Origin of the sequence: Pseudomonas sp. p99-361, assembly GCF_003935475.1 — a bacterium.
In the GTDB taxonomy this organism is placed as follows: Bacteria; Pseudomonadota; Gammaproteobacteria; order Pseudomonadales; family Pseudomonadaceae; genus Aquipseudomonas; species Aquipseudomonas juntendi.
Genome location: NZ_RHQO01000063.1, coordinates 1 through 16,789, shown reverse-complemented (window position 1 = coordinate 16,789; position 16,789 = coordinate 1). Strand labels below are relative to the sequence as shown.

The window sequence follows — 16,789 nt, the reverse complement described above, 5'->3', positions numbered from 1 at the left end:
CGTACCGAGAATGAGCATGGTTTCATTGCGAGATCACGTTCGATCCCTACTTTGCTGACGAGCTCGTGGGATTAACCGGGCGATAGTCCTCCCCTGCTACCGCTCTCAAGTAAGCAGCGTCAGCCTCCAGACGAAGATCGCGCCATTCCTGCCAGCAGATAATCCCTCGACGATCCATCTCATCGGCCTGGCGAAGCAATTCGTCATGATATTCGTCTGGCGAATCCATTCGGAAGGCCCTGCTTTTCAGCACGCGGTACCAGTCTGCCAGACAGTTGAGCTTCAGCAATTGGGCGGCAGAGAGGTTTTTCTCGAACGTTCGCATCAGGAGGCCTCACACGCTGATGGAGGGTTGAGTCACGAAGATTCCAGAGGTTCAGTAAAGCGGTGTCAGCGGCGTCGATGTGTCCAGAAGGTCGCCCCGTTATGGTTCCGCTCACGGATGGGTATGGACGGCACTGACTCAAGTTGGAGTGAATTTCTTGAACGCTGGCGATGTCGTAGTGATGGCGCGCTGCTACGTCTTGCTGGAAGAAAGCAAGCAGACCTGGATGTCCCTCCCTTCCTGCAGCCGCATGTCCGAGTACCCATATGAAAGAGCTGCTTTCCGCTGCGAAGATAATTCGCCCAACTGTTCTCATCGTTGAGGACGAACCCATGATTCGAGAGCTTTTGACCCTGTACCTGGAAGAATGGGGGGCCATGGTGACAGCGGTGGCGACTGCCGATGACGGCAATGAGGCGTTGAGGAAGCAAAATTGGACGCTGCTGATAACGGATGTGCAAACGCCTGGTTCACTCAATGGGGTCGATCTTGCCTGGATGGCAAGCCAGCAAAAACCTCAGACGCGCATCATTGTCATGAGCGGATACTACGAATTTGCAGGGAGAGTGTTGCCGCCAGGTGCCCGGTTCCTTCCTAAGCCGTGGCCAATAACCCAGCTCCAGGAACTGCTCTGCGCTCAGCTTAACCACGCCGGCGGAGGCTGAAAATTCGGCGTCTGCAGACGGGATGCGAGCTTGATCCTTCCCAAACGTTCGCGAACAAAGCTTAAGGACGCCACACACGCCTGCACCAGTTCTTTCGCGCAACCCGTCGGCCTCGGCAAGAACCCACGGAGTAAACACCCCACGCCCCGACGTCCGAGTTGAACACAGACTTTCCTGTGTGACGACATGAGGTGAAAGATCATGGCTAACAACCAAACCAATCGTGGCCATCAAGGTGGTACTGCTCAGAACAATCCTGGCAATTTTGCCAATGATCGCGAGAAAGCGTCGGAGGCAGGTCGCAAAGGCGGGCAGAGTTCAGGCGGCAATTTTGCCAACGACCGTGAGCGCGCCTCAGAGGCAGGCCGTAAAGGCGGTCAAAACAGCCACGGCGGCGGGCGCGGTAGCGAAAACCGGTAACTTGAAATGAGGCTGGCCGGGGTGCCTGGCACTCTGGCCACTTTTTGAGAAAATGAAAGCGGTCTTAAGGAGACAGCGAAATGGGCAACAAGGGTTTGCTTCTCGCTCGAAGACGACCACCAACAAGCACCAGCGCCAATGACGCTGCCGCTAGCAATAGGCTCACCCCTAGCATCTGGCTAGTGAGGTTATGAAACCCTGAAACCGCAGCGCCGATTATGGCTAACATTCCTGAAAGCCCAGCGTAGCCTACCGCAGTCATCAGCCATCCCCAGTTACGCATCCCCTACTCCTCCAATGATGATTCCAGGTCTCGAATCAGCCTGATTACGACTATACGCATTTGGCTAAGTGCCATCGGTGTGCGCAGGCGCGCCTAGAGTTTGAAGCGTACATGGATACAACTTTTACTATCCTGCCGATCAACCACCACTGCCGCGCTACCGTAGCCGGAATAGCTTTTGACCAATCGCATGCCAAGCCCCGTACCTGTCGGCTTAGGATAATTATCAGGAAAGCCGTCGCCCTCATCCCTGACGGTGAGCTGAGCATGATCGCCGGCATGCTTGACGATCACTTCTATGGATCCTTTGCCGTACTTAAGGGAGTTGGTGATCAACTCAGAGATCACTAACCCCAAGGGAGCCATTCTTTCAGGTGGCAGGACGAAGTCGTCAGCCTCCAACAGAATTTGCCGGTCGGCCAAAGCCTTGCCCAGATCACCCAACAGGGCACTTAGGTAATCGCGAGCGCGTACTTCTTGGTCTTCGGCGGCCTGGTATAGTCTCTCGTGAACACTGGCAATGGTCACCACTCGCCCTGCGGCAGTTTCGAGCTGCAACTTAACAGCCGCATCTGGCGTGAGATTGGCTTGAAGTAACAGCAGGGTGTTTACAAGGTGGAGGCTATTTTTGACGCGATGATGGATTTCTTCGAGATAAAGGTCGCTTCGATTTTGCCTGCTGTTCTGCGCCTCAATGAGAGAGAGCAGCTGAGCTTCGTACTGGTGCCGTTCAGTGATATCCCGTGATACCGCTATGATCCGTTCGACCTGACCATCCGTGCCCATGATTGGCGCCACAGTCACGTCCCACCATTTGGGTTCATCGGGAGCGATTGGGCAGTACGATTCGAACCTCATGGTTTCGCCAGCGCTAACTTTAGCTACCGCCTCCCAAACAAGTGATCGCGACTCCTCAGGCCACAAGTCATACCATCGCTGACCTTTAACACTGGTCAGTTGGGTATCCAGGAATTTCAGCCCGGCTTCATTCATGAACTCGATCTCGCCGCTCGGGGCCAGGATATCCACCCAGTCAGGGCTTGCGTTCAGAATGGTCTCGGAATAAGGGTCGGGAACTGGAACATCCACGCCTGCAGATATTCTTTCGACAGCCATGGAAATGACGTTCGAGATGCCTTCCAGAAATACCAGATCGCTCTCTACGAAATCGTCCCCGTTGCTGCTGTCGGCTTCCAGTACACCAAACGGGCTGAGCACACCCCGGATCGGGACATTGATGGCCCGCTCGATTCCATATTTTTTGAGCAGTTCCGGCGTTCGAAAGCGATTTTCCATACCCAAATGATTCGAGAGTACGGGCCTATAGGTGGCCAATGCATAGCCTGCGGGACTAGCCACATCGCCGCCCACGGTTGCCCGCCCGATGTCAGAAGCATCCCAGCCAACGCCATGGGTCAGAACAAACCCTTCCCCGTCCTCTGCTGGCTGGAGCACCTTGGAAAAACGAGTGCACATTCCTTCAGCGACTACTTCACATGCACGGGTCAGCAACAGATCCAAGTCCGCAGCCTTCAGGGACATTACGCCAAACTCGACCACGAGCTCATGTTGGCGGTGCAAGCGCGTATGAGTCTTTTTCAAGGCCGCTCGGATTGTTTCGTCCACTGGTAGCTGCTGCATAGTCTTCCCTTCCGGATTAACGGGAAACGCCCAGAATCCTTTCAGGGCGTACAGGCGGTTCGCTTACCGCTTTCCTACCATAGCCGCTAATCCATGACGGCGCCTAGCGCACCACTCATCGCCCAGTAGCAACGGCGTAGAGGCCCAGAGCCCTAATGCATATGACCCGCGAGCAAACCCTACATGCCGAAAACCATCCTCATTGTGGAAGACGACGACCTCCTAAGAGACCTAACTGCCGAGAGCCTCTCGTCACTCTACGCCGTTGCTATGACGTGCTGCGCAAATGCTGACGAGGCGTTGCATTACCTTTGCAATAAGGAAGTCCCTAGCTTGGTGATGACCGATATCCATATGCCTGGAAGCATGGACGGTTTAGGCCTTGCACACGAGATTTGGCGTCGATGGCCTACCCTGCCAGTGATTCTGACTTCGGGCGACGCAATAATCGACACCGGTTTGCTGCCTGCTCGGACAGCATTTCTCCCCAAACCTTGGGAGATTTCTGATCTCGCCTCGCTGATCAACAAATTAGTAACGCTCCCGCCGCAAGTTGAAACCTGATCCAAAGAACACTGCCTATCCCTTCCATGCTTCGTATTTGGCTAGCAGCGGTTGAACGCTCAACCCATGCAGCAGAATGCTCAACGCCACCACGGACAGCACCAGGTTGATGCTTTGCGCGGCCAAGGTGGGAAGCAGCCCATGATTGAGGGCATAGAACAGGTAGTAGAAGCTGCCGATACCTCGGATGCCAAACCACCCTAAAAGTCCACGCTGGCGGATATCCAGCATTCCTCGAGCCGGGAACAGCAGGATGCTGATGGGGCGAATGACAAAAAACAAAGCACCGGCAACAAGCACTGCCCGCCAGTCCCAATGCTCAATGAGCACTACCCCGAGCAGGGTCACCAGAAATACTTCCATTGCCCGTTCGATCAGGCTACCGAACGCCAACATGTCACCCAACATGATCCCCGCTGCTACCTGCGAGTCGTCGAGCCCTTTCAGATCGCCTTTGACTGCTAGCTCCGGTGCCACGTGCTGGTGACCTACCACAGGCTGTACCAAATGTTCAGCAGCCGGCGCTTCAGGGCTATTGGCGGTCTGCACCTCCGCCTGACGTAAACCAAGTCCCGCAGCGAACACCGCGAGGAACCCATAAGCCTGTATCGACTCGGCGCTCACGTATGCCAACGCAATCAGGGCAAGGGCCAGATAGTCATTGGGCGAGACGGTGCTGTCGTCGTTGCGCAGACGCAAGAACAGCGTGAGCTTGCCCAGGCCGCGCCCCATCCAGTAGCCAAGCACTAGACCTGCGGTTACTGCCCACAGCATGTCCTTGAGCAACCAGTCACTGAACCAAGTCTGGCCATTGTCCTGTTGCAGGAACAGTCCAAGCATGACGAAGGGAAACGCCACGCCGTCGTTGAGCCCTGCCTCACCCGACAAGCTGAAACGGACAAGATCATCGTCCCGGGCATCAACCACCTGCACCAGGGTTGCGAGCACGGGGTCAGTGGGTGCGAGGATCGCTCCGATCAGTAGCGAGACGCCCCACCCCAAGTTCAGGCCGTAGTGCAGCACCAGCGTTACCCCACCGATGCAGAGCAACATCACCGGCCCGGCTAGAAAAAAGGCGCTGCACCAACGGCGGTTGTGCAAGGGCAGGCGCAATTTCAAACCACTGAAGAACAGCGAAAACAACACCGCGACTTCTGTGAGGTGCTCCATCCACTCGCTCGACTTGCTCACGTCCAGTTGAAGAAAACCCAGCCCCGATGTCCCCAGGACGATGCCCAGGGCAAGGCACACTACAGACGAGGTCACAGGGATCCAGCGTAGGTAGGAGGATGAGAGTGCGAGCAGCAGCAAGACTGCGCCCAGCATGGCGAACCAGACGATGAAGGTCATCTGTGCAGAAGCCTTGGGAAAGTTTTCGAGTATTTTTTTGACTTTCCGGCAGGCCACGTCGTTCCGCTGCGCTTGGTGGGCTCACCCAATACCTCGGTGAAATGTAAAAAAAGATTTCAGCGCTCCACTGCGGTCAAACCCTATAGATCGCAGTGGAGATTACGTCATGAAATTCGCCCAGTTCTGCCAATGGCTCGCCAACCACGCCGGTAAGCCGAGCACCTTCTTGATCGCCGTGGTGTTGATTGCCATTTGGGCGGCCTCTGGGCCCTGGTTTCACTACAATGATACCTGGCAACTTATCGTCAACACGTCGACCACCATCATCACATTTCTGATGGTTTTCCTGATCCAGAACACCCAGAACCGGGATAACGACATCATCCACGTGAAGCTCGACGAACTGATTCGCGCTACGAAATCTGCGGAGCAGTCGGTATTGGATCTCGAAGCGCTCGATAACCGGGAAATCCATAAACTTCGCAAGCAATATCAGGCGATGGGCAGCGAATGTGATCCCCAACATCAGGCGCCTGCTGAGCATCAGACGGACGATGTGGCTCGGGATAACCTACAGCGCTAGAGACCTTGTTGGTGGCCCAGCAGAAGAGTTGAAGGTACGTCTGCAGGGGGAAGCGCTTGGTCAATAGCTTGAGCGAGCTCCTCTATCGACCACGGCTTGAAGAGGTAGGTAACAGGTGGTGTGACCTGAGAAGCATCCAGCTGATAGCCCGAGGTCAGAATGGCGGGTAGCCCAGGCCACCTTTCGTGTGCCATGGAGATGAATTCCATACCTTTGATGCTTCCCGGAACACCGTGATCGACAACGATCAACGAGCAGTCGCTCTTGAGTCCCATCAAGTGAATCAAAGCATCTTCTGAGTTATCGAACGCATCGCAGGTGGCGCCCAACTCGATCAGGATTTCCACCAGAAGGGCTTGAAGCGTTGGATCATCCTCTACGACAACTACTGTCTTCCCTGACAGCGACAAACCCTCAATGTCGAGCTTCATCACCCTCTCCAGTACGTAATCCAATGGTCGAGTGTTTCACTCTTCCGGACATGCGTCGATGGGGGCTAAAGGCCACCAAACTCAATGGCCTTACAACTTCGTCAAATGGGACAAGCCTTCACGCATGAAAATCTCCACGGTCTTTGGGCCTACGCCCTCTAAACTCAGTAGCCAGCGCTTAAATCCCTCAGCATCTGACCCCTCCTGCAGTGCCTCAAGTTGGGCAACCAGTTCCACTTCTACCTTGTTGCCAAGATCATGCAGTCGTCGGGCAGTGGATTCATCGTAGCGCGCATAGCCGGCCTGGCCGAGGAGTTTGACCAGCGTGGAATGAGAAGTCTGGGCAAGCTTAATCGGCGTATCCAGGCCCTGCTGATCGACAAGCGTCCGGTACGCCTGCACTGCTACGGTGGCGCGGATGCGCTTCCCCATGAGAAAGCTGGCCAACAACCATCTGAACACGCCAAGGGCATCCGTGACCTCAATGTCGAGGTCACAGGCAGTTATAGTCTTCAACCTTTGCTACGGCGCGGGTCAGCTGAACGTGGATAGGTGCGTTCCTCCTCGAGAGTGCCGTCCGCTTTGTGGATCTTCACGGACGCCGTCTTATCCTCGAAGACATCTGCAAGGACACTGACAAGCTCCTGCTTCGTGGCGGCTCGTTTTGAGGCTCGCTCAGCACCGACTTTCTTCAATTCCCAGCCATCCGAAGTCGGGCTGAGGTGATAACTATCCATCAGCTGGTTCTCCTCTCTAAAGGGATTGGCCATCGTCCTGAAGGTCTTCTTCAGGCTCAGCCGCATCCGTGGCATCAGCGTCATTCAGTGGCGGCGACGTGGGCTTTTCCGGATCGTTAATGAAAGGCACGTCGCTTGGGCCTTTTTCTTCAGAGCCTTCGGTTTTAGGCTGCATGGCAACACCTCCAGGCACGTTGATGGAATACCGGTCTCAGGCCCCTTAGGTAGCACCTGAGAATTTGCCGACATCGATAGGTTGCGGAACGAATTCGGGGCCCTCTCCAGCCAGCCTCCACTTCACCTTGGCAATGCCATACCGCTCAGCCATCGGGCGACTGACCAGTTTGATGTTCTGCTGACTGAAACGCGGAATGATGCCCACGCCGGCATCACAGCTGGCCCAGTGCCATGCGGCGCCGTTGTCCATTTTCTCCAGACGGATAATGAATGTCCGAGGCTCACTGTGAAGCTCGTACTCAATTACATAGAGTTGCTGTCCGATCACCAGAATTCCCTCCCTAGTCATGCTTTATTGAGCAAACCAAGGAAGAAATAATTCCATCGAAATGGCAGGTGGTAAGCCACTGCGCATAGTCGACGCGCCGGGGCTATGTGTCCTGACTACCTGTAAGAAATTCGAACAAGGTCTCAGCGCAGGCCGTAATCCCCTCCAGAAGCACCATTTCGAAGCCATGGGTATTCTCGGTGGGTATCGCAATGCAACCAGCCCGGGCATCGATCCCGGCGCTCATCACCGCGCTTGCATCGGATGCAAAATCGACGAGCAATGCCGACTGGGGCTTAAAACCGGCCTTTAGGCCAGCGGCGATCAGGCCCTGCACCACGGTGCGGCTGTAGTATCCCTTCTGGTCGCCGGTATTGATGATCGGATTGGCCGAAAGCTCCGTGCCATATTCCTCAAGTACAGGGCCGACCTCGACAGCGATTGTGGTGTCGCCGGGCAGCCGGGAAGCTGCGTACATGGCGCCGGCATTCGACTCTTCCTCCAGCGTCGTAAGCACGAACCAAACGTCTTGCTTCAGTTTCTCTCGCCGTTCACTCAGTAGCTTCGCACAGAGAATGACAGCGCTCAGCGGAGCTCGGTCGTCGAGGAAGTGAGCGGCAATACAGTCATGTACCTTGAAGGGCTTACGCCAGTGCTGACTCAGCACGACTCGAGTACCAGGCCGAACGCCAAGCTTCTGGAGCTCTGACTTGCTCTTGCGCGTGACGATATAGACATCTTTCCACTGAACATTTCCTGCCAACACGTCTCTTCCATTCGAAGTACGACCGCTGTTGTGCATTGAACCGTAGGACAAAACACCCGGCAGGATGTGTTCATCGCCCAGGATATCGACAGGGCACACGCCGAAGCTTATCGGTTGCGCCCCCCCTAGAGCGAGCACCTCCAGGGTGCCGTTCTCCAGCACATTTTTGACGATCATCGCGATCTCATCGAGATGGGCCATAACGCGTATGGCTGCCTCTGGGCTACCAGCGCGGCCCCCACGAATTACCCCCACCACATTGCCAGCAGGGTCGATGTGCGTGTCATCACAGAATAGGCGCAGCTCGCGCAGACAAATGGCCCGTACTTCATCTTCTTGTCCGCCCGGCCCTCGGGCGTTGAGGAGCTCGGTCAGTAATGCCTCAGTCTTCAAAATGTTACCCCCATGTTCGCACGCAGACGTGTTCAGGCCAGCTGGATGTAAACCGAGTAGCTACCCAGTAACACCCAGAACACCAGAAAGATCCACGGCGTCCGTAGCGAGAACAGCAATGACTTTCGATGCCCTGCACGCGAGGTTTCCGCCTCACAGAAAAGCGGCGGCTCGTCGTAAGCCAACCCCATCAACGGCTCGCTGCGCAGTAGGTGGCTCTGTTTGAGCTGCCAGTGATCGATGATGTTGTAGGCCGCCCGAATGCCAGGCCAGGCGTTGAGCGAGCTCAGTACCCCGAGCAAGGCGAGGAAAGCGGGCACGATCAGTGTGAACATCTCGCCCCATCCTTGATTGAGGTTCCCCATGGAGGAAACGAAGGCGATGACCAGGAATGACTGAGCCGCCAGGTAGGCATCCGTGCGGTTGGCCAGGATGCTGGTTTCGTACTGGATCTCACGCCGGTAAAAATCCAGACGCTCCTTAGGAGAGCCAAACATCCTGGCATTGTGCTCGCTGATCTCGTGCTCAGGGGTCGTTGGGGTAATGATTCGAGGCACTCGCTACTCCGGATATTGGGCTCCGAGCGAAGAGATGAGACTGGAGCTGAGTCCGGTAGAACAGGCGATGGGGCATGGAATTCAATTGGATTGATATCCCGCACCGCTCGTCGTACCAACCGCAGATTGAAACCAACACGAGGAGGCAGGGCCTTTCGAACCGGTATGAACGTTCTCAACTGCAGGAGCTTCTACCATGCGAGACTTCCCTACCCCGCCCTTCCCTTCGCAGCCTCAAAATGTCCCTGGCTCACAGCGCAAGATGGAGCCCTACCCGGATTGTGGTGAGCAGTCGTATACCGGCCACAATCGCCTCGAAGGCAAGGTTGCACTCATCACCGGAGCAGACAGCGGCATCGGGCGGGCAGTGGCGATTGCCTATGCCCGTGAAGGCGCCGACGTCGCCATCGCTTATCTGAATGAGCATGAAGACGCGCAAGAAACCGCGCGCTGGGTTGAGTCCGCAGGCCGTCAATGCCTGCTGTTGCCCGGAGACCTGGCGCAGAAACAGCACTGCTACGACATCGTCGAAAAGACCGTTAGCCAGTTCGGGCGTATCGACATCCTGGTCAACAACGCGGCGTTCCAGATGTCCCACGAAACCCTGGAGGAAATCGACGATGACGAATGGGTGAAGACTTTCGATACCAACATCACCGCCATCTTCCGTATTTGCCAGGCGGCCCTGCCTTCCATGCCCAAGGGCAGTTCGATTATCAATACGAGCTCGGTCAATTCCGACGATCCATCCCCCAGCCTGCTGGCTTATGCCACGACCAAGGGGGCCATTGCCAACTTCACTGCTGGCCTGGCTCAGTTGCTAGGCAAGAAAGGTATTCGGGTCAACAGCGTTGCGCCAGGGCCTATCTGGACGCCTCTAATTCCTTCCACCATGCCAGAGGAAGCGGTTACACACTTTGGTTCCAAAACACCATTGGGTCGTCCCGGACAACCGGTGGAGGTCGCTCCGATCTACGTGCTGCTGGGCTCCGACGAAGCCAGTTACATCAGTGGCTCACGTTACGCAGTGACTGGCGGCAAACCGATCCTCTAGTGAAAAGAGGCTCGCCGTGCTGGCGAGCCTGACTCTCTTTTTGCGTGGCAGTTTCAGCGTTTGTGCTGATCGTGATCACGGGCCGTTTTTTGCGCTGTCGAGTCATGTGATGTGCCGGTGGATCCATCCGGACGATGAGCATCGTTATCTCGCTCCTCTTCCCCATGCGGCCTTGTCTGCGCACCTTCTTTTTGGCTGACGCTCACTTTCTTCATGTTGCTCTCCTCCCATTGCCTTTGAACAAGGGAAGCCAATCTACGGGGCAAAGTTCAGGTCAGTGACACTTCAGGAGATGGGCGGGCAACACGGGCGATGAACCAATTACCCCAGGCTCGCGTCCACCGCAAAACAAGCGAGTCGATTCTGGAATGGAAAACGACCCTGTACTGTCCGCCCTCGGCTATCTCAAAAACAACAAACTGATTTTGAGCACAGCAGAATCGTGCACTGCAGGCTGCCTTGTGGCGTTGTTGGCGGCGGTACCGGGTACCGGAAAGGTGCTGGAAAGCGGCTATGTCGTCTACTCACCCAGCGCCAAGAAGCGGCTGCTGGGGGTCAGCGCCGAAACCATCGAACGATACGGCCTGACCAGCGAAGCAGTAGCTTGGGAAATGGCCTTGGGCGCCTTGAGGGACAGCGATGCGAATGTGGTGATCGCCACCACCGGTATAGCCGGGCCGGCGCCCGAATCCGGGATACCACCGGGGACGATGTGCTTTGCGTGGGCCTTCGCCGGCGAGCCAATTGCCGTTTTCACGCGCACTCAACGCTTCTTCGGCGAGCGGCCTGAAGTCATGCGCCAAGGTGCCCTGTTCGGGTTGACCCGGCTTTCCCACTATCACCAGCGCTGGCTACGCGGTGAGCGCGCCTGAGGGGGTGATCATGTCGGAAGATGAACTGCTATCCAGGCGTCATCCTGTTAAAGAAGACATGCCGATGCAGCAGCGTGTTTGGCGCTTCGAGCGCGTGGGGTGGTACGTGCTCGTGGCCATCGTATTGCTTGCCTTGGCAGGCCTGTTCGGTAATGGCCCATTGAGCGATGCGGAGGTGGTGAGCCCGAATGGACGGGTACGGGTTGAGTACCAGCGCCTCAGCCGAAGCGGCACGACGGACAGCCTTTTCATCACCGTTCAGGGTATCCCTGGTCAGCCGGTAGAGGTGCAACTCGAGGGATCATTGCTCCGTGACGCCAGTATCGAGACGTTGCAACCGGAGCCACAACAGTCGATGTCGCATGGCCAGGCCATGCTGTTCCAATTGGGTACTAAGCAAGATGGGGTCGCCACCTTGTACTTGACCCTTCGAAATGAGCACGTAGGCACTCTAGAGGGCAGCGTCAGGGCTGGCCCTGAAAGCGCCGTTCACTTCTCCACATTCCTTTACCCCTAGGAGTGCGTCATGGATTCGATCCTCCGCGCAGCCGGGATGTACGTCGCACTTATGCTGCTGTTTCGCGTAGCCGGACGGCGCTCACTGGCCGACCTGACGACCTTTGACTTCGTCTTGTTGCTGATCATTGGGGAAGCCACCCAGCAGGCACTTCTGGGCGAGGATTTTTCATTCACCAATGCCATGCTGGTAATTGCCACGCTGATCGTTTTGGACGTCGGCCTTTCACTCGCGAAGCTCAACTCCAAGTCCTTGGCCAGGTTTCTGGATGGGCACGCTACCCTGGTTGTTGAAAATGGGCGCTTCCTGCATCACCGCATGCGTCGCGCACGACTCACGGAGGACGATATCCTTGAGTCAGCGCGGGACAGCCAAGGCATCGAGAACATTGAGCAGGTAAAGTTCGCTATCGTCGAACGCAATGGAAAGATTTCGATCATTCCTGCCGAATAAGGCACGGAGCTCCACCTCTCAGGCCTTTTAGAGTGCAAATATCGCCTGGCTATGGTCGATGGTAGGGATGGGCATCAGTTCGCGCCGGGATACCAGCCAGGCCCGCATCCGCTCGGTATCAAAAATCTGACCCTCTTCCATCATCACCAGAATGAGCGCTTGGGACATTCGGTAACAGCCGCATTTAGAACAGCGTCGCTCTTCCCATCCACCGGTGCATTCGACGGACTCAGCTTGCCCAGCGCAAATCAGACAACTCATGTAAGCCCCCTTTTGTTCTTGTTCCTTGCAGGGTAATGCGAGGGCACAAAGCTCCCTTGTGTCCCGCTTTACATGAGATATTCATGCCAATCCTAAATTCCCTCTATTTGCGCAACGCTCACATAAGACGAACCAGACGCCAGATAGCCATGTCGGAATCAGAACACATGATCTCGAAGGCACACCGATGGAAAGAGAACCGGTAGAAGCTCAACAGGGTGCACCTGAGCGAGATGAGGGTGGCTGGTTGCCCCTGGAGCAGTATGGTGCACTCGGGGATGGGCGTTCCGTGGCACTGATTGGTCTGGACGGTTCCATCGACTGGTGGTGTGTGCCGCACATGGATTCACCTCCCCTGTTCGACAAGCTGCTGGCTCCGCAAACAGGAGGCTACTTTTCCATTACCCCCAACGAGCCGTTCGTTGCTGAGCGGCGCTACCTGCCAGGCAGCAACGTCCTCGAGACACTCTTCATCACCCACGAGGGTCGTGCGCGGCTGACCGAGTCCTTGAACAGTGGCCCCGCTGGGCGTTTACCTTGGGCCGAACTTGCCAGGCGCCTCGAATGTGTCGAGGGTACGGTCGATTTCGAGTTAGCCATCGACTTCGGAACCCAAGCCGACACGGTAAGCCCCTACGTGGCGCCGAATGACAATGCCTGCGTTTTTCATGCGGGCCGAATACTCGGCATGTTCCTGCACGACCATCAGGTGCACATCGAACGCAAGGATGACATGGGCGTGCGTGCTGTCCTTAGCCTTGCAGCAGGACAACGCTCAGTGGTCGCAATCATCGCAGGACGAGATGAGCCCCTGGTGGTGCCCCCATTGGCCTTGATCGATGAACGCATCGACGGCTCGCACAGTGAGTGGTGCCAATGGTCGAAGGGGCTGGTCTACGACGGCCCGTACCAAAACCATGTAGTCCGTAATGCGCTGGCCCTCAAGCTTCTGTTGTCCTCTCCAAGTGGCTCGATCATGGCGGCAGCGACCTCATCCCTTCCCGAGCGGATTGGTGGCAGCAAAAACTACGATTACCGCTTCGCCTGGATACGCGACGCCAGCTACACCATCGAAGCGTTTCTGGGCATCGGCGCACAGCCGGAAGCCAAGGCTGCCTTCACCTGGTTGCTGCGCCGCCTGAGTGAACATGGGCCACGGGTGTTTTATACCTTGGACGGGGCCATTGGTGATTGCGTGCGCCAGGTTGATCTCCCTGGTTACAAAAACTCGCCTCCAGTCGTTGGCAACGACGCGCGCGACCAGCTGCAGCATGGCGTGTTCGGCGACATTTTCGAAACCGCCCGTTGCTTCATCGACAGCGGCAACATTCTTGATTCCCCGAGCGCCATGCTCCTCTCAGGCCTTGCCGACCAGTGCGCCGACTGTTGACGTCAGCAGGACGCCGGTATCTGGGAGTTGCCGGAAAAGCAGCACTACACGATGTCCAAGATCAGTTGCTGGCAAGCCTTGAGCCGGGCCATCGAACTGGCAGATGGCGGCCACCTTCCCACCACCTGCCGGGAACGCTGGGATCGCGAGCGCCAGCGCATCCAGGCATGGATCGAGGCGCACTGCTGGAGCGAGGAGCGCCAAGCCTACCTGTTCTATCCAGACAGCGACCGGCTGGACGCCTCACTGGCACTGGCGGTCAGGTTCGGTTACCCCAGCAAACAACGTATGCGCAGCACACTGCAAGCCATTGACCATGATCTGGGGGCGGGCGCTTTCCATTATCGCTACACCGATGCACAGGAAGAGGAAGGTTGCTTCCTGGCCTGCACATTCTGGTTGATCGAAGCCTCGGCAATCCTCGGCCAGCAAGAACATGCCGTAGCCGCCTATGCAGATGCTTTGCAAGGGCTATCACACGGGGTAGGCATCTACTCGGAGATGATCGATCCGCAGACTGGACAGTATCTGGGCAACCTTCCTCAGGGCTTGACTCACCTGGCAGCCCTCAAAGCCGCAATGGCTATTGGAGGTTGCCATCCTGAACGATGACGCCAGCCATCATCTGCGTTGAACCGTCTCGCTTAGCGGCTACTCAACCAGAGGCAAGTTCTTACATCCAATCCGTGATGAGGTAACGCCATGAACGCTATCGACTTACTGATTCAAGACCACAAGTTGGTAAAGAAGCTGCTCGAAGAGCTGTCGACCACCACCGAGCGAGCAGTGAAAAAACGGGCCGATCTACTCCACAGGATCGAGCAGGAGCTGCAGATTCACACCGCGCTCGAAGAAGAAATTCTATATCCGGCCATCAAGGAAGCGGGTGGCAAGGAAGAAGCGAAAATGTACTACGAGGCCAAGGAAGAACACCGGACTGTTGACTCCCTCGTCCTACCCGACCTGCTGCATACCGAAACCGGCACCGTCGAATTCGCCGGGAGAGTCAAGGTCATGAAAGAGCTGTTGGAGCATCACATCGAGGAAGAAGAAGGCGAGCTCTTCCCCACCGCGAAGAAGCTGCTCAGCAAGGATATCCTCGAGGAGCTTGGGCAAACCATGGAAATGCAGAAAAAGATGCTCAAGGGCGAGCGCCGAGCCGCTTAGTGGAGCCATCACCTGCCAGCTCTCTGGAAGCTGGCAGGTGATTAGCTTCAGATACCCATCATCATTTGGAAGGTTTCATGGAATATTGGATTGGGTTACTTGAATGGCCTGCCATGGTGATGACCGTGCTGGCAGCCTGGTGCATCGGTTCGCGCCGTCCGGGTAGAAGAAAGATTGGATTCTGCTGTTTCATCGCAAGCAACGTGCTGTGGGCTGTGTGGGGCTGGCAAGCACAAGCCTGGGCTCTGATCATCTTACAGTTCTGCCTCTGCGCGATGAATCTGCGAGGGTGGCGGAAGAACACGCAACTGGAAATTGCCGGGTGATAACGCCCTGACAAGCCGGTGAAGGGTTGCTTTAAAACATGCAGGTTGCCCTTCTCACCAAGCTTCCGTCCCTGGAAGCAGTGAGAGCGGATCACGCAGCAGGCTTGAGCACCACTTTCGTCCAGCCATCATCCCGCGCATCGAAGTGCTTGTAGGCATCTGGGCCTTCGGCCAATTTCAAACGATGGGAAATGATATGCGAGGGCTTGGCGCGCCCATGATGGATAAGCTCTGCCAGGCGGCGATTGTAGGCCTTTACATTCGCCTGACCTGTCCGGATCTGTTGGCCCTTGAACCAGAACGCACCGAAGTCGAAGGCCATCTTGCCCTCCTTCGCCAGTTCGTTTTTCGCTCCAGGATCTTCTGGCACAAACATCCCAACCACGCCGATGCCCGCCAGTGGCCTTGGTTGAAGCGACCAAGTTGTTCATGGTGAGGTAGTTCGCTTCATGGCCATGCTTGTCGCAGCACTGGTAACCGACGCACTCACAGCCCCGGTCGGTGCCTTTGCCGTGGGTAAGGTTCATGATCTCTTCCACTGCTCTTTGCTCGACTGCGTTGATGGGAGTTGCCCCAAGCTGCGCGGCAAGCTGTAGGCGATCCGGCTGGTTGTCGATGACGAAAACCTGGGACGCGCCTTTGATGATTGCCGAATGCGCCGCCATCAGGCCAACAGGCCCTGCGCCGTAAATCGCAATGCTCTCACCAGGAAGCAGTCCGGCCAGCTCAGTTGCATGCCAACCAGTAGGGAAAATATCCGAGAGCATGACGTAGTCATCTTCTCGTTCCTGGGCGTCCTCAGGCAGCACCAGGCAGTTGAAATCCGCATACGGAACGCGGAGCAGTTCCGCCTGACCGCCTTGGTAGGGCCCCATCTCAGCAAAGCCGTAAGCGGCGCCGGCAGAACCGGGATTGGCTGTCAGGCAGAATCCCGTGAGCCCTTTTTCGCAGTTCTCACAGAACCCGCAGCCGATGTTGAATGGCAGGCAGACGCGATCACCAATTTTGACCCGGTCGACTCCGGCGCCCACCTCAATCACTTCGCCGAGGTTTTCATGGCCAAAAACTCGACCTGTCTCGAAAGACGTGCGGCCTTCGTACATGTGCAGGTCAGAACCGCAGATGTTGGTCGTGGTGATACGCACCAGTACGTCGGTGGGCTTCTCGATTTTTGCGTCAGAAACATCCTTGACCGCGACGTCACGTGGGCCGTTGTACACGATGGCTTTCATGTTGAACTCCCAAAGTCAGGGGCGACGGAAAAGCGCCCTACTCTGTTCAGGTGAATCCAACGTCAGTACGTTCATCGTGTTGATTGTAGAGGCAGACCGGTGGCGCTAAATGCTGTCGCTCCCACCGGAACAGGGATCGCGTGAGCTATGAGGTTGGAAGCGAGACTCTGAATACAGTGCCAGATTGCACACTGGATTTGACATCGATGGAGCCACCATCATCTATAGCATTGCTGATAGTAAATGTCCGCGCTAGATCTCATACGTTATATTGCTCAAGGTCTCGATGAGGCCTAG

General features: G+C 56.3%; 22 protein-coding genes and 2 pseudogenes. 11 read left to right on the top strand and 13 right to left on the bottom strand.

From position 1 onward, the window contains the following. Positions 1-46 precede the first annotated feature (46 nt). Positions 47-325 (bottom strand): hypothetical protein, encoded by a 279-nt coding sequence (locus EGJ22_RS21050; RefSeq protein ID WP_004573953.1) that lies wholly within the window; start codon positions 323-325, stop codon positions 47-49. 266 nt (positions 326-591) lie between these two features. Between EGJ22_RS21050 and EGJ22_RS21045 the strand changes: the two genes are divergently transcribed. Continuing rightward, entirely contained in the window at positions 592-990 is a 399-nt protein-coding gene (locus EGJ22_RS21045) for a response regulator (RefSeq protein WP_004573952.1), read from the top strand. Between the two features lie 201 nt (positions 991-1,191). Continuing rightward, complete coding sequence (locus tag EGJ22_RS21040; protein ID WP_004573951.1) at positions 1,192-1,410, top strand: general stress protein; 219 nt, start codon at positions 1,192-1,194, stop codon at positions 1,408-1,410. A gap of 376 nt (positions 1,411-1,786) precedes the next feature. Here EGJ22_RS21040 and EGJ22_RS21035 read toward each other — a convergent pair whose 3' ends face one another. Beyond that, entirely contained in the window at positions 1,787-3,334 is a 1,548-nt protein-coding gene (locus tag EGJ22_RS21035) for a sensor histidine kinase (protein ID WP_004573950.1), read from the bottom strand. A gap of 183 nt (positions 3,335-3,517) precedes the next feature. Between EGJ22_RS21035 and EGJ22_RS21030 the strand changes: the two genes are divergently transcribed. After that, a complete protein-coding gene (locus tag EGJ22_RS21030) occupies positions 3,518-3,898 on the top strand; it encodes a response regulator (protein ID WP_004573949.1) in 381 nt (126 codons plus the stop codon). A 15-nt stretch (positions 3,899-3,913) separates the two neighbouring features. On the opposite strand, the gene EGJ22_RS21025 is transcribed toward EGJ22_RS21030, so the two are convergent. Continuing rightward, positions 3,914-5,248: a sodium:proton antiporter gene (locus EGJ22_RS21025; RefSeq protein WP_004573948.1), complete on the bottom strand. Its 1,335-nt coding sequence runs from the start codon at positions 5,246-5,248 to the stop codon at positions 3,914-3,916. 166 nt (positions 5,249-5,414) lie between these two features. On the opposite strand from EGJ22_RS21025, the gene EGJ22_RS21020 reads away from it, so the two are divergent. Next, positions 5,415-5,831: a low affinity iron permease family protein gene (locus tag EGJ22_RS21020; RefSeq protein WP_004573947.1), complete on the top strand. Its 417-nt coding sequence runs from the start codon at positions 5,415-5,417 to the stop codon at positions 5,829-5,831. Here EGJ22_RS21020 and EGJ22_RS21015 read toward each other — a convergent pair. The 7 genes from EGJ22_RS21015 to EGJ22_RS20990 all read right to left on the bottom strand — a co-directional run bounded on the left by EGJ22_RS21015 (position 5,828) and on the right by EGJ22_RS20990 (position 9,220). Next, the gene (locus tag EGJ22_RS21015; RefSeq protein WP_004573946.1) at positions 5,828-6,262 is read right to left on the bottom strand and encodes a response regulator; all 435 of its coding nucleotides are present in this window, start codon (positions 6,260-6,262) and stop codon (positions 5,828-5,830) included. The two genes, EGJ22_RS21020 and EGJ22_RS21015, sit on opposite strands and share 4 nt — an antisense overlap. A 90-nt stretch (positions 6,263-6,352) precedes the next feature. Continuing rightward, positions 6,353-6,778 carry a hypothetical protein gene (locus EGJ22_RS21010; RefSeq protein ID WP_004573945.1) on the bottom strand — a complete coding sequence of 142 codons (426 nt, stop codon included), beginning with the start codon at positions 6,776-6,778 and terminating at the stop codon, positions 6,353-6,355. After that, positions 6,775-6,999 (bottom strand): DUF2188 domain-containing protein, encoded by a 225-nt coding sequence (locus tag EGJ22_RS21005; protein WP_004573944.1) that lies wholly within the window; start codon positions 6,997-6,999, stop codon positions 6,775-6,777. Before EGJ22_RS21005 ends, EGJ22_RS21010 begins: the two co-directional genes overlap by 4 nt. A 16-nt stretch (positions 7,000-7,015) precedes the next feature. Continuing rightward, entirely contained in the window at positions 7,016-7,174 is a 159-nt protein-coding gene (locus EGJ22_RS26205) for a hypothetical protein (protein ID WP_004573942.1), read from the bottom strand. A gap of 45 nt (positions 7,175-7,219) precedes the next feature. Further along, entirely contained in the window at positions 7,220-7,504 is a 285-nt protein-coding gene (locus EGJ22_RS21000; protein WP_029380192.1) for a DUF6555 family protein, read from the bottom strand. A 103-nt stretch (positions 7,505-7,607) separates the two neighbouring features. Next, positions 7,608-8,663 (bottom strand): peptidase M42, encoded by a 1,056-nt coding sequence (locus tag EGJ22_RS20995; protein WP_016711381.1) that lies wholly within the window; start codon positions 8,661-8,663, stop codon positions 7,608-7,610. Between the two features lie 32 nt (positions 8,664-8,695). Next, a complete protein-coding gene (locus EGJ22_RS20990; RefSeq protein WP_016711382.1) occupies positions 8,696-9,220 on the bottom strand; it encodes a hypothetical protein in 525 nt (174 codons plus the stop codon). Positions 9,221-9,416: 196 nt separating this feature from the next. Between EGJ22_RS20990 and EGJ22_RS20985 the strand changes: the two genes are divergently transcribed. After that, positions 9,417-10,274 carry an SDR family oxidoreductase gene (locus EGJ22_RS20985; RefSeq protein WP_016711383.1) on the top strand — a complete coding sequence of 286 codons (858 nt, stop codon included), beginning with the start codon at positions 9,417-9,419 and terminating at the stop codon, positions 10,272-10,274. Between the two features lie 53 nt (positions 10,275-10,327). Here EGJ22_RS20985 and EGJ22_RS26200 read toward each other — a convergent pair whose 3' ends face one another. Further along, a complete protein-coding gene (locus EGJ22_RS26200) occupies positions 10,328-10,489 on the bottom strand; it encodes a hypothetical protein (protein WP_162998278.1) in 162 nt (53 codons plus the stop codon). A gap of 153 nt (positions 10,490-10,642) precedes the next feature. Between EGJ22_RS26200 and EGJ22_RS20980 the strand changes: the two genes are divergently transcribed. Genes EGJ22_RS20980 through EGJ22_RS20970 form a run of 3 tightly spaced genes read left to right on the top strand, consistent with a single transcriptional unit; the run spans position 10,643 to position 12,116 of the window. Continuing rightward, a complete protein-coding gene (locus EGJ22_RS20980) occupies positions 10,643-11,146 on the top strand; it encodes a CinA family protein (RefSeq protein ID WP_016711384.1) in 504 nt (167 codons plus the stop codon). 10 nt (positions 11,147-11,156) lie between these two features. Further along, the gene (locus tag EGJ22_RS20975) at positions 11,157-11,663 is read left to right on the top strand and encodes a hypothetical protein (RefSeq protein ID WP_029380193.1); all 507 of its coding nucleotides are present in this window, start codon (positions 11,157-11,159) and stop codon (positions 11,661-11,663) included. Positions 11,664-11,672: 9 nt separating this feature from the next. Continuing rightward, on the top strand, positions 11,673-12,116 hold the full coding sequence (locus tag EGJ22_RS20970; protein WP_016711386.1) for a DUF421 domain-containing protein: 444 nt from the start codon (positions 11,673-11,675) through the stop codon (positions 12,114-12,116). 27 nt (positions 12,117-12,143) lie between these two features. Here EGJ22_RS20970 and EGJ22_RS26195 read toward each other — a convergent pair whose 3' ends face one another. After that, a complete protein-coding gene (locus tag EGJ22_RS26195; RefSeq protein WP_016711387.1) occupies positions 12,144-12,284 on the bottom strand; it encodes a hypothetical protein in 141 nt (46 codons plus the stop codon). A 340-nt stretch (positions 12,285-12,624) separates the two neighbouring features. Here EGJ22_RS26195 and EGJ22_RS26805 point away from each other — a divergent pair. The 3 genes and pseudogenes from EGJ22_RS26805 (at position 12,625) to EGJ22_RS20955 (ending at position 15,260) form a co-directional block, all read left to right on the top strand. Then, positions 12,625-14,379 (top strand): annotated as a pseudogene (locus tag EGJ22_RS26805) (glycoside hydrolase family 15 protein). A gap of 90 nt (positions 14,380-14,469) precedes the next feature. After that, positions 14,470-14,934, top strand: coding sequence for a hemerythrin domain-containing protein (locus EGJ22_RS20960; RefSeq protein WP_016711390.1), 465 nt, complete (start codon positions 14,470-14,472; stop codon positions 14,932-14,934). A 77-nt stretch (positions 14,935-15,011) separates the two neighbouring features. Further along, the gene (locus EGJ22_RS20955; RefSeq protein WP_016711391.1) at positions 15,012-15,260 is read left to right on the top strand and encodes a hypothetical protein; all 249 of its coding nucleotides are present in this window, start codon (positions 15,012-15,014) and stop codon (positions 15,258-15,260) included. Between the two features lie 91 nt (positions 15,261-15,351). Here the strand turns inward: EGJ22_RS20955 and EGJ22_RS20950 are convergent. After that, positions 15,352-16,492: pseudogene (locus tag EGJ22_RS20950) on the bottom strand (glutathione-independent formaldehyde dehydrogenase). Positions 16,493-16,789: the final 297 nt, after the last annotated feature.

Coding starts and splice junctions, on each gene's coding strand:
- EGJ22_RS21050 (WP_004573953.1), bottom strand. CDS start 325: ATGCGAACGTTCGAGAAAAACCTCTCTGCCGCCCAATTGCTGAAGCTC.
- EGJ22_RS21045 (WP_004573952.1), top strand. CDS start 592: ATGAAAGAGCTGCTTTCCGCTGCGAAGATAATTCGCCCAACTGTTCTC.
- EGJ22_RS21040 (WP_004573951.1), top strand. CDS start 1,192: ATGGCTAACAACCAAACCAATCGTGGCCATCAAGGTGGTACTGCTCAG.
- EGJ22_RS21035 (WP_004573950.1), bottom strand. CDS start 3,334: ATGCAGCAGCTACCAGTGGACGAAACAATCCGAGCGGCCTTGAAAAAG.
- EGJ22_RS21030 (WP_004573949.1), top strand. CDS start 3,518: ATGCCGAAAACCATCCTCATTGTGGAAGACGACGACCTCCTAAGAGAC.
- EGJ22_RS21025 (WP_004573948.1), bottom strand. CDS start 5,248: ATGACCTTCATCGTCTGGTTCGCCATGCTGGGCGCAGTCTTGCTGCTG.
- EGJ22_RS21020 (WP_004573947.1), top strand. CDS start 5,415: ATGAAATTCGCCCAGTTCTGCCAATGGCTCGCCAACCACGCCGGTAAG.
- EGJ22_RS21015 (WP_004573946.1), bottom strand. CDS start 6,262: ATGAAGCTCGACATTGAGGGTTTGTCGCTGTCAGGGAAGACAGTAGTT.
- EGJ22_RS21005 (WP_004573944.1), bottom strand. CDS start 6,999: ATGGATAGTTATCACCTCAGCCCGACTTCGGATGGCTGGGAATTGAAG.
- EGJ22_RS26205 (WP_004573942.1), bottom strand. CDS start 7,174: ATGCAGCCTAAAACCGAAGGCTCTGAAGAAAAAGGCCCAAGCGACGTG.
- EGJ22_RS20985 (WP_016711383.1), top strand. CDS start 9,417: ATGCGAGACTTCCCTACCCCGCCCTTCCCTTCGCAGCCTCAAAATGTC.
- EGJ22_RS26200 (WP_162998278.1), bottom strand. CDS start 10,489: ATGAAGAAAGTGAGCGTCAGCCAAAAAGAAGGTGCGCAGACAAGGCCG.
- EGJ22_RS20980 (WP_016711384.1), top strand. CDS start 10,643: ATGGAAAACGACCCTGTACTGTCCGCCCTCGGCTATCTCAAAAACAAC.
- EGJ22_RS20975 (WP_029380193.1), top strand. CDS start 11,157: ATGTCGGAAGATGAACTGCTATCCAGGCGTCATCCTGTTAAAGAAGAC.
- EGJ22_RS20970 (WP_016711386.1), top strand. CDS start 11,673: ATGGATTCGATCCTCCGCGCAGCCGGGATGTACGTCGCACTTATGCTG.
- EGJ22_RS26195 (WP_016711387.1), bottom strand. CDS start 12,284: ATGTCCCAAGCGCTCATTCTGGTGATGATGGAAGAGGGTCAGATTTTT.
- EGJ22_RS20960 (WP_016711390.1), top strand. CDS start 14,470: ATGAACGCTATCGACTTACTGATTCAAGACCACAAGTTGGTAAAGAAG.
- EGJ22_RS20955 (WP_016711391.1), top strand. CDS start 15,012: ATGGAATATTGGATTGGGTTACTTGAATGGCCTGCCATGGTGATGACC.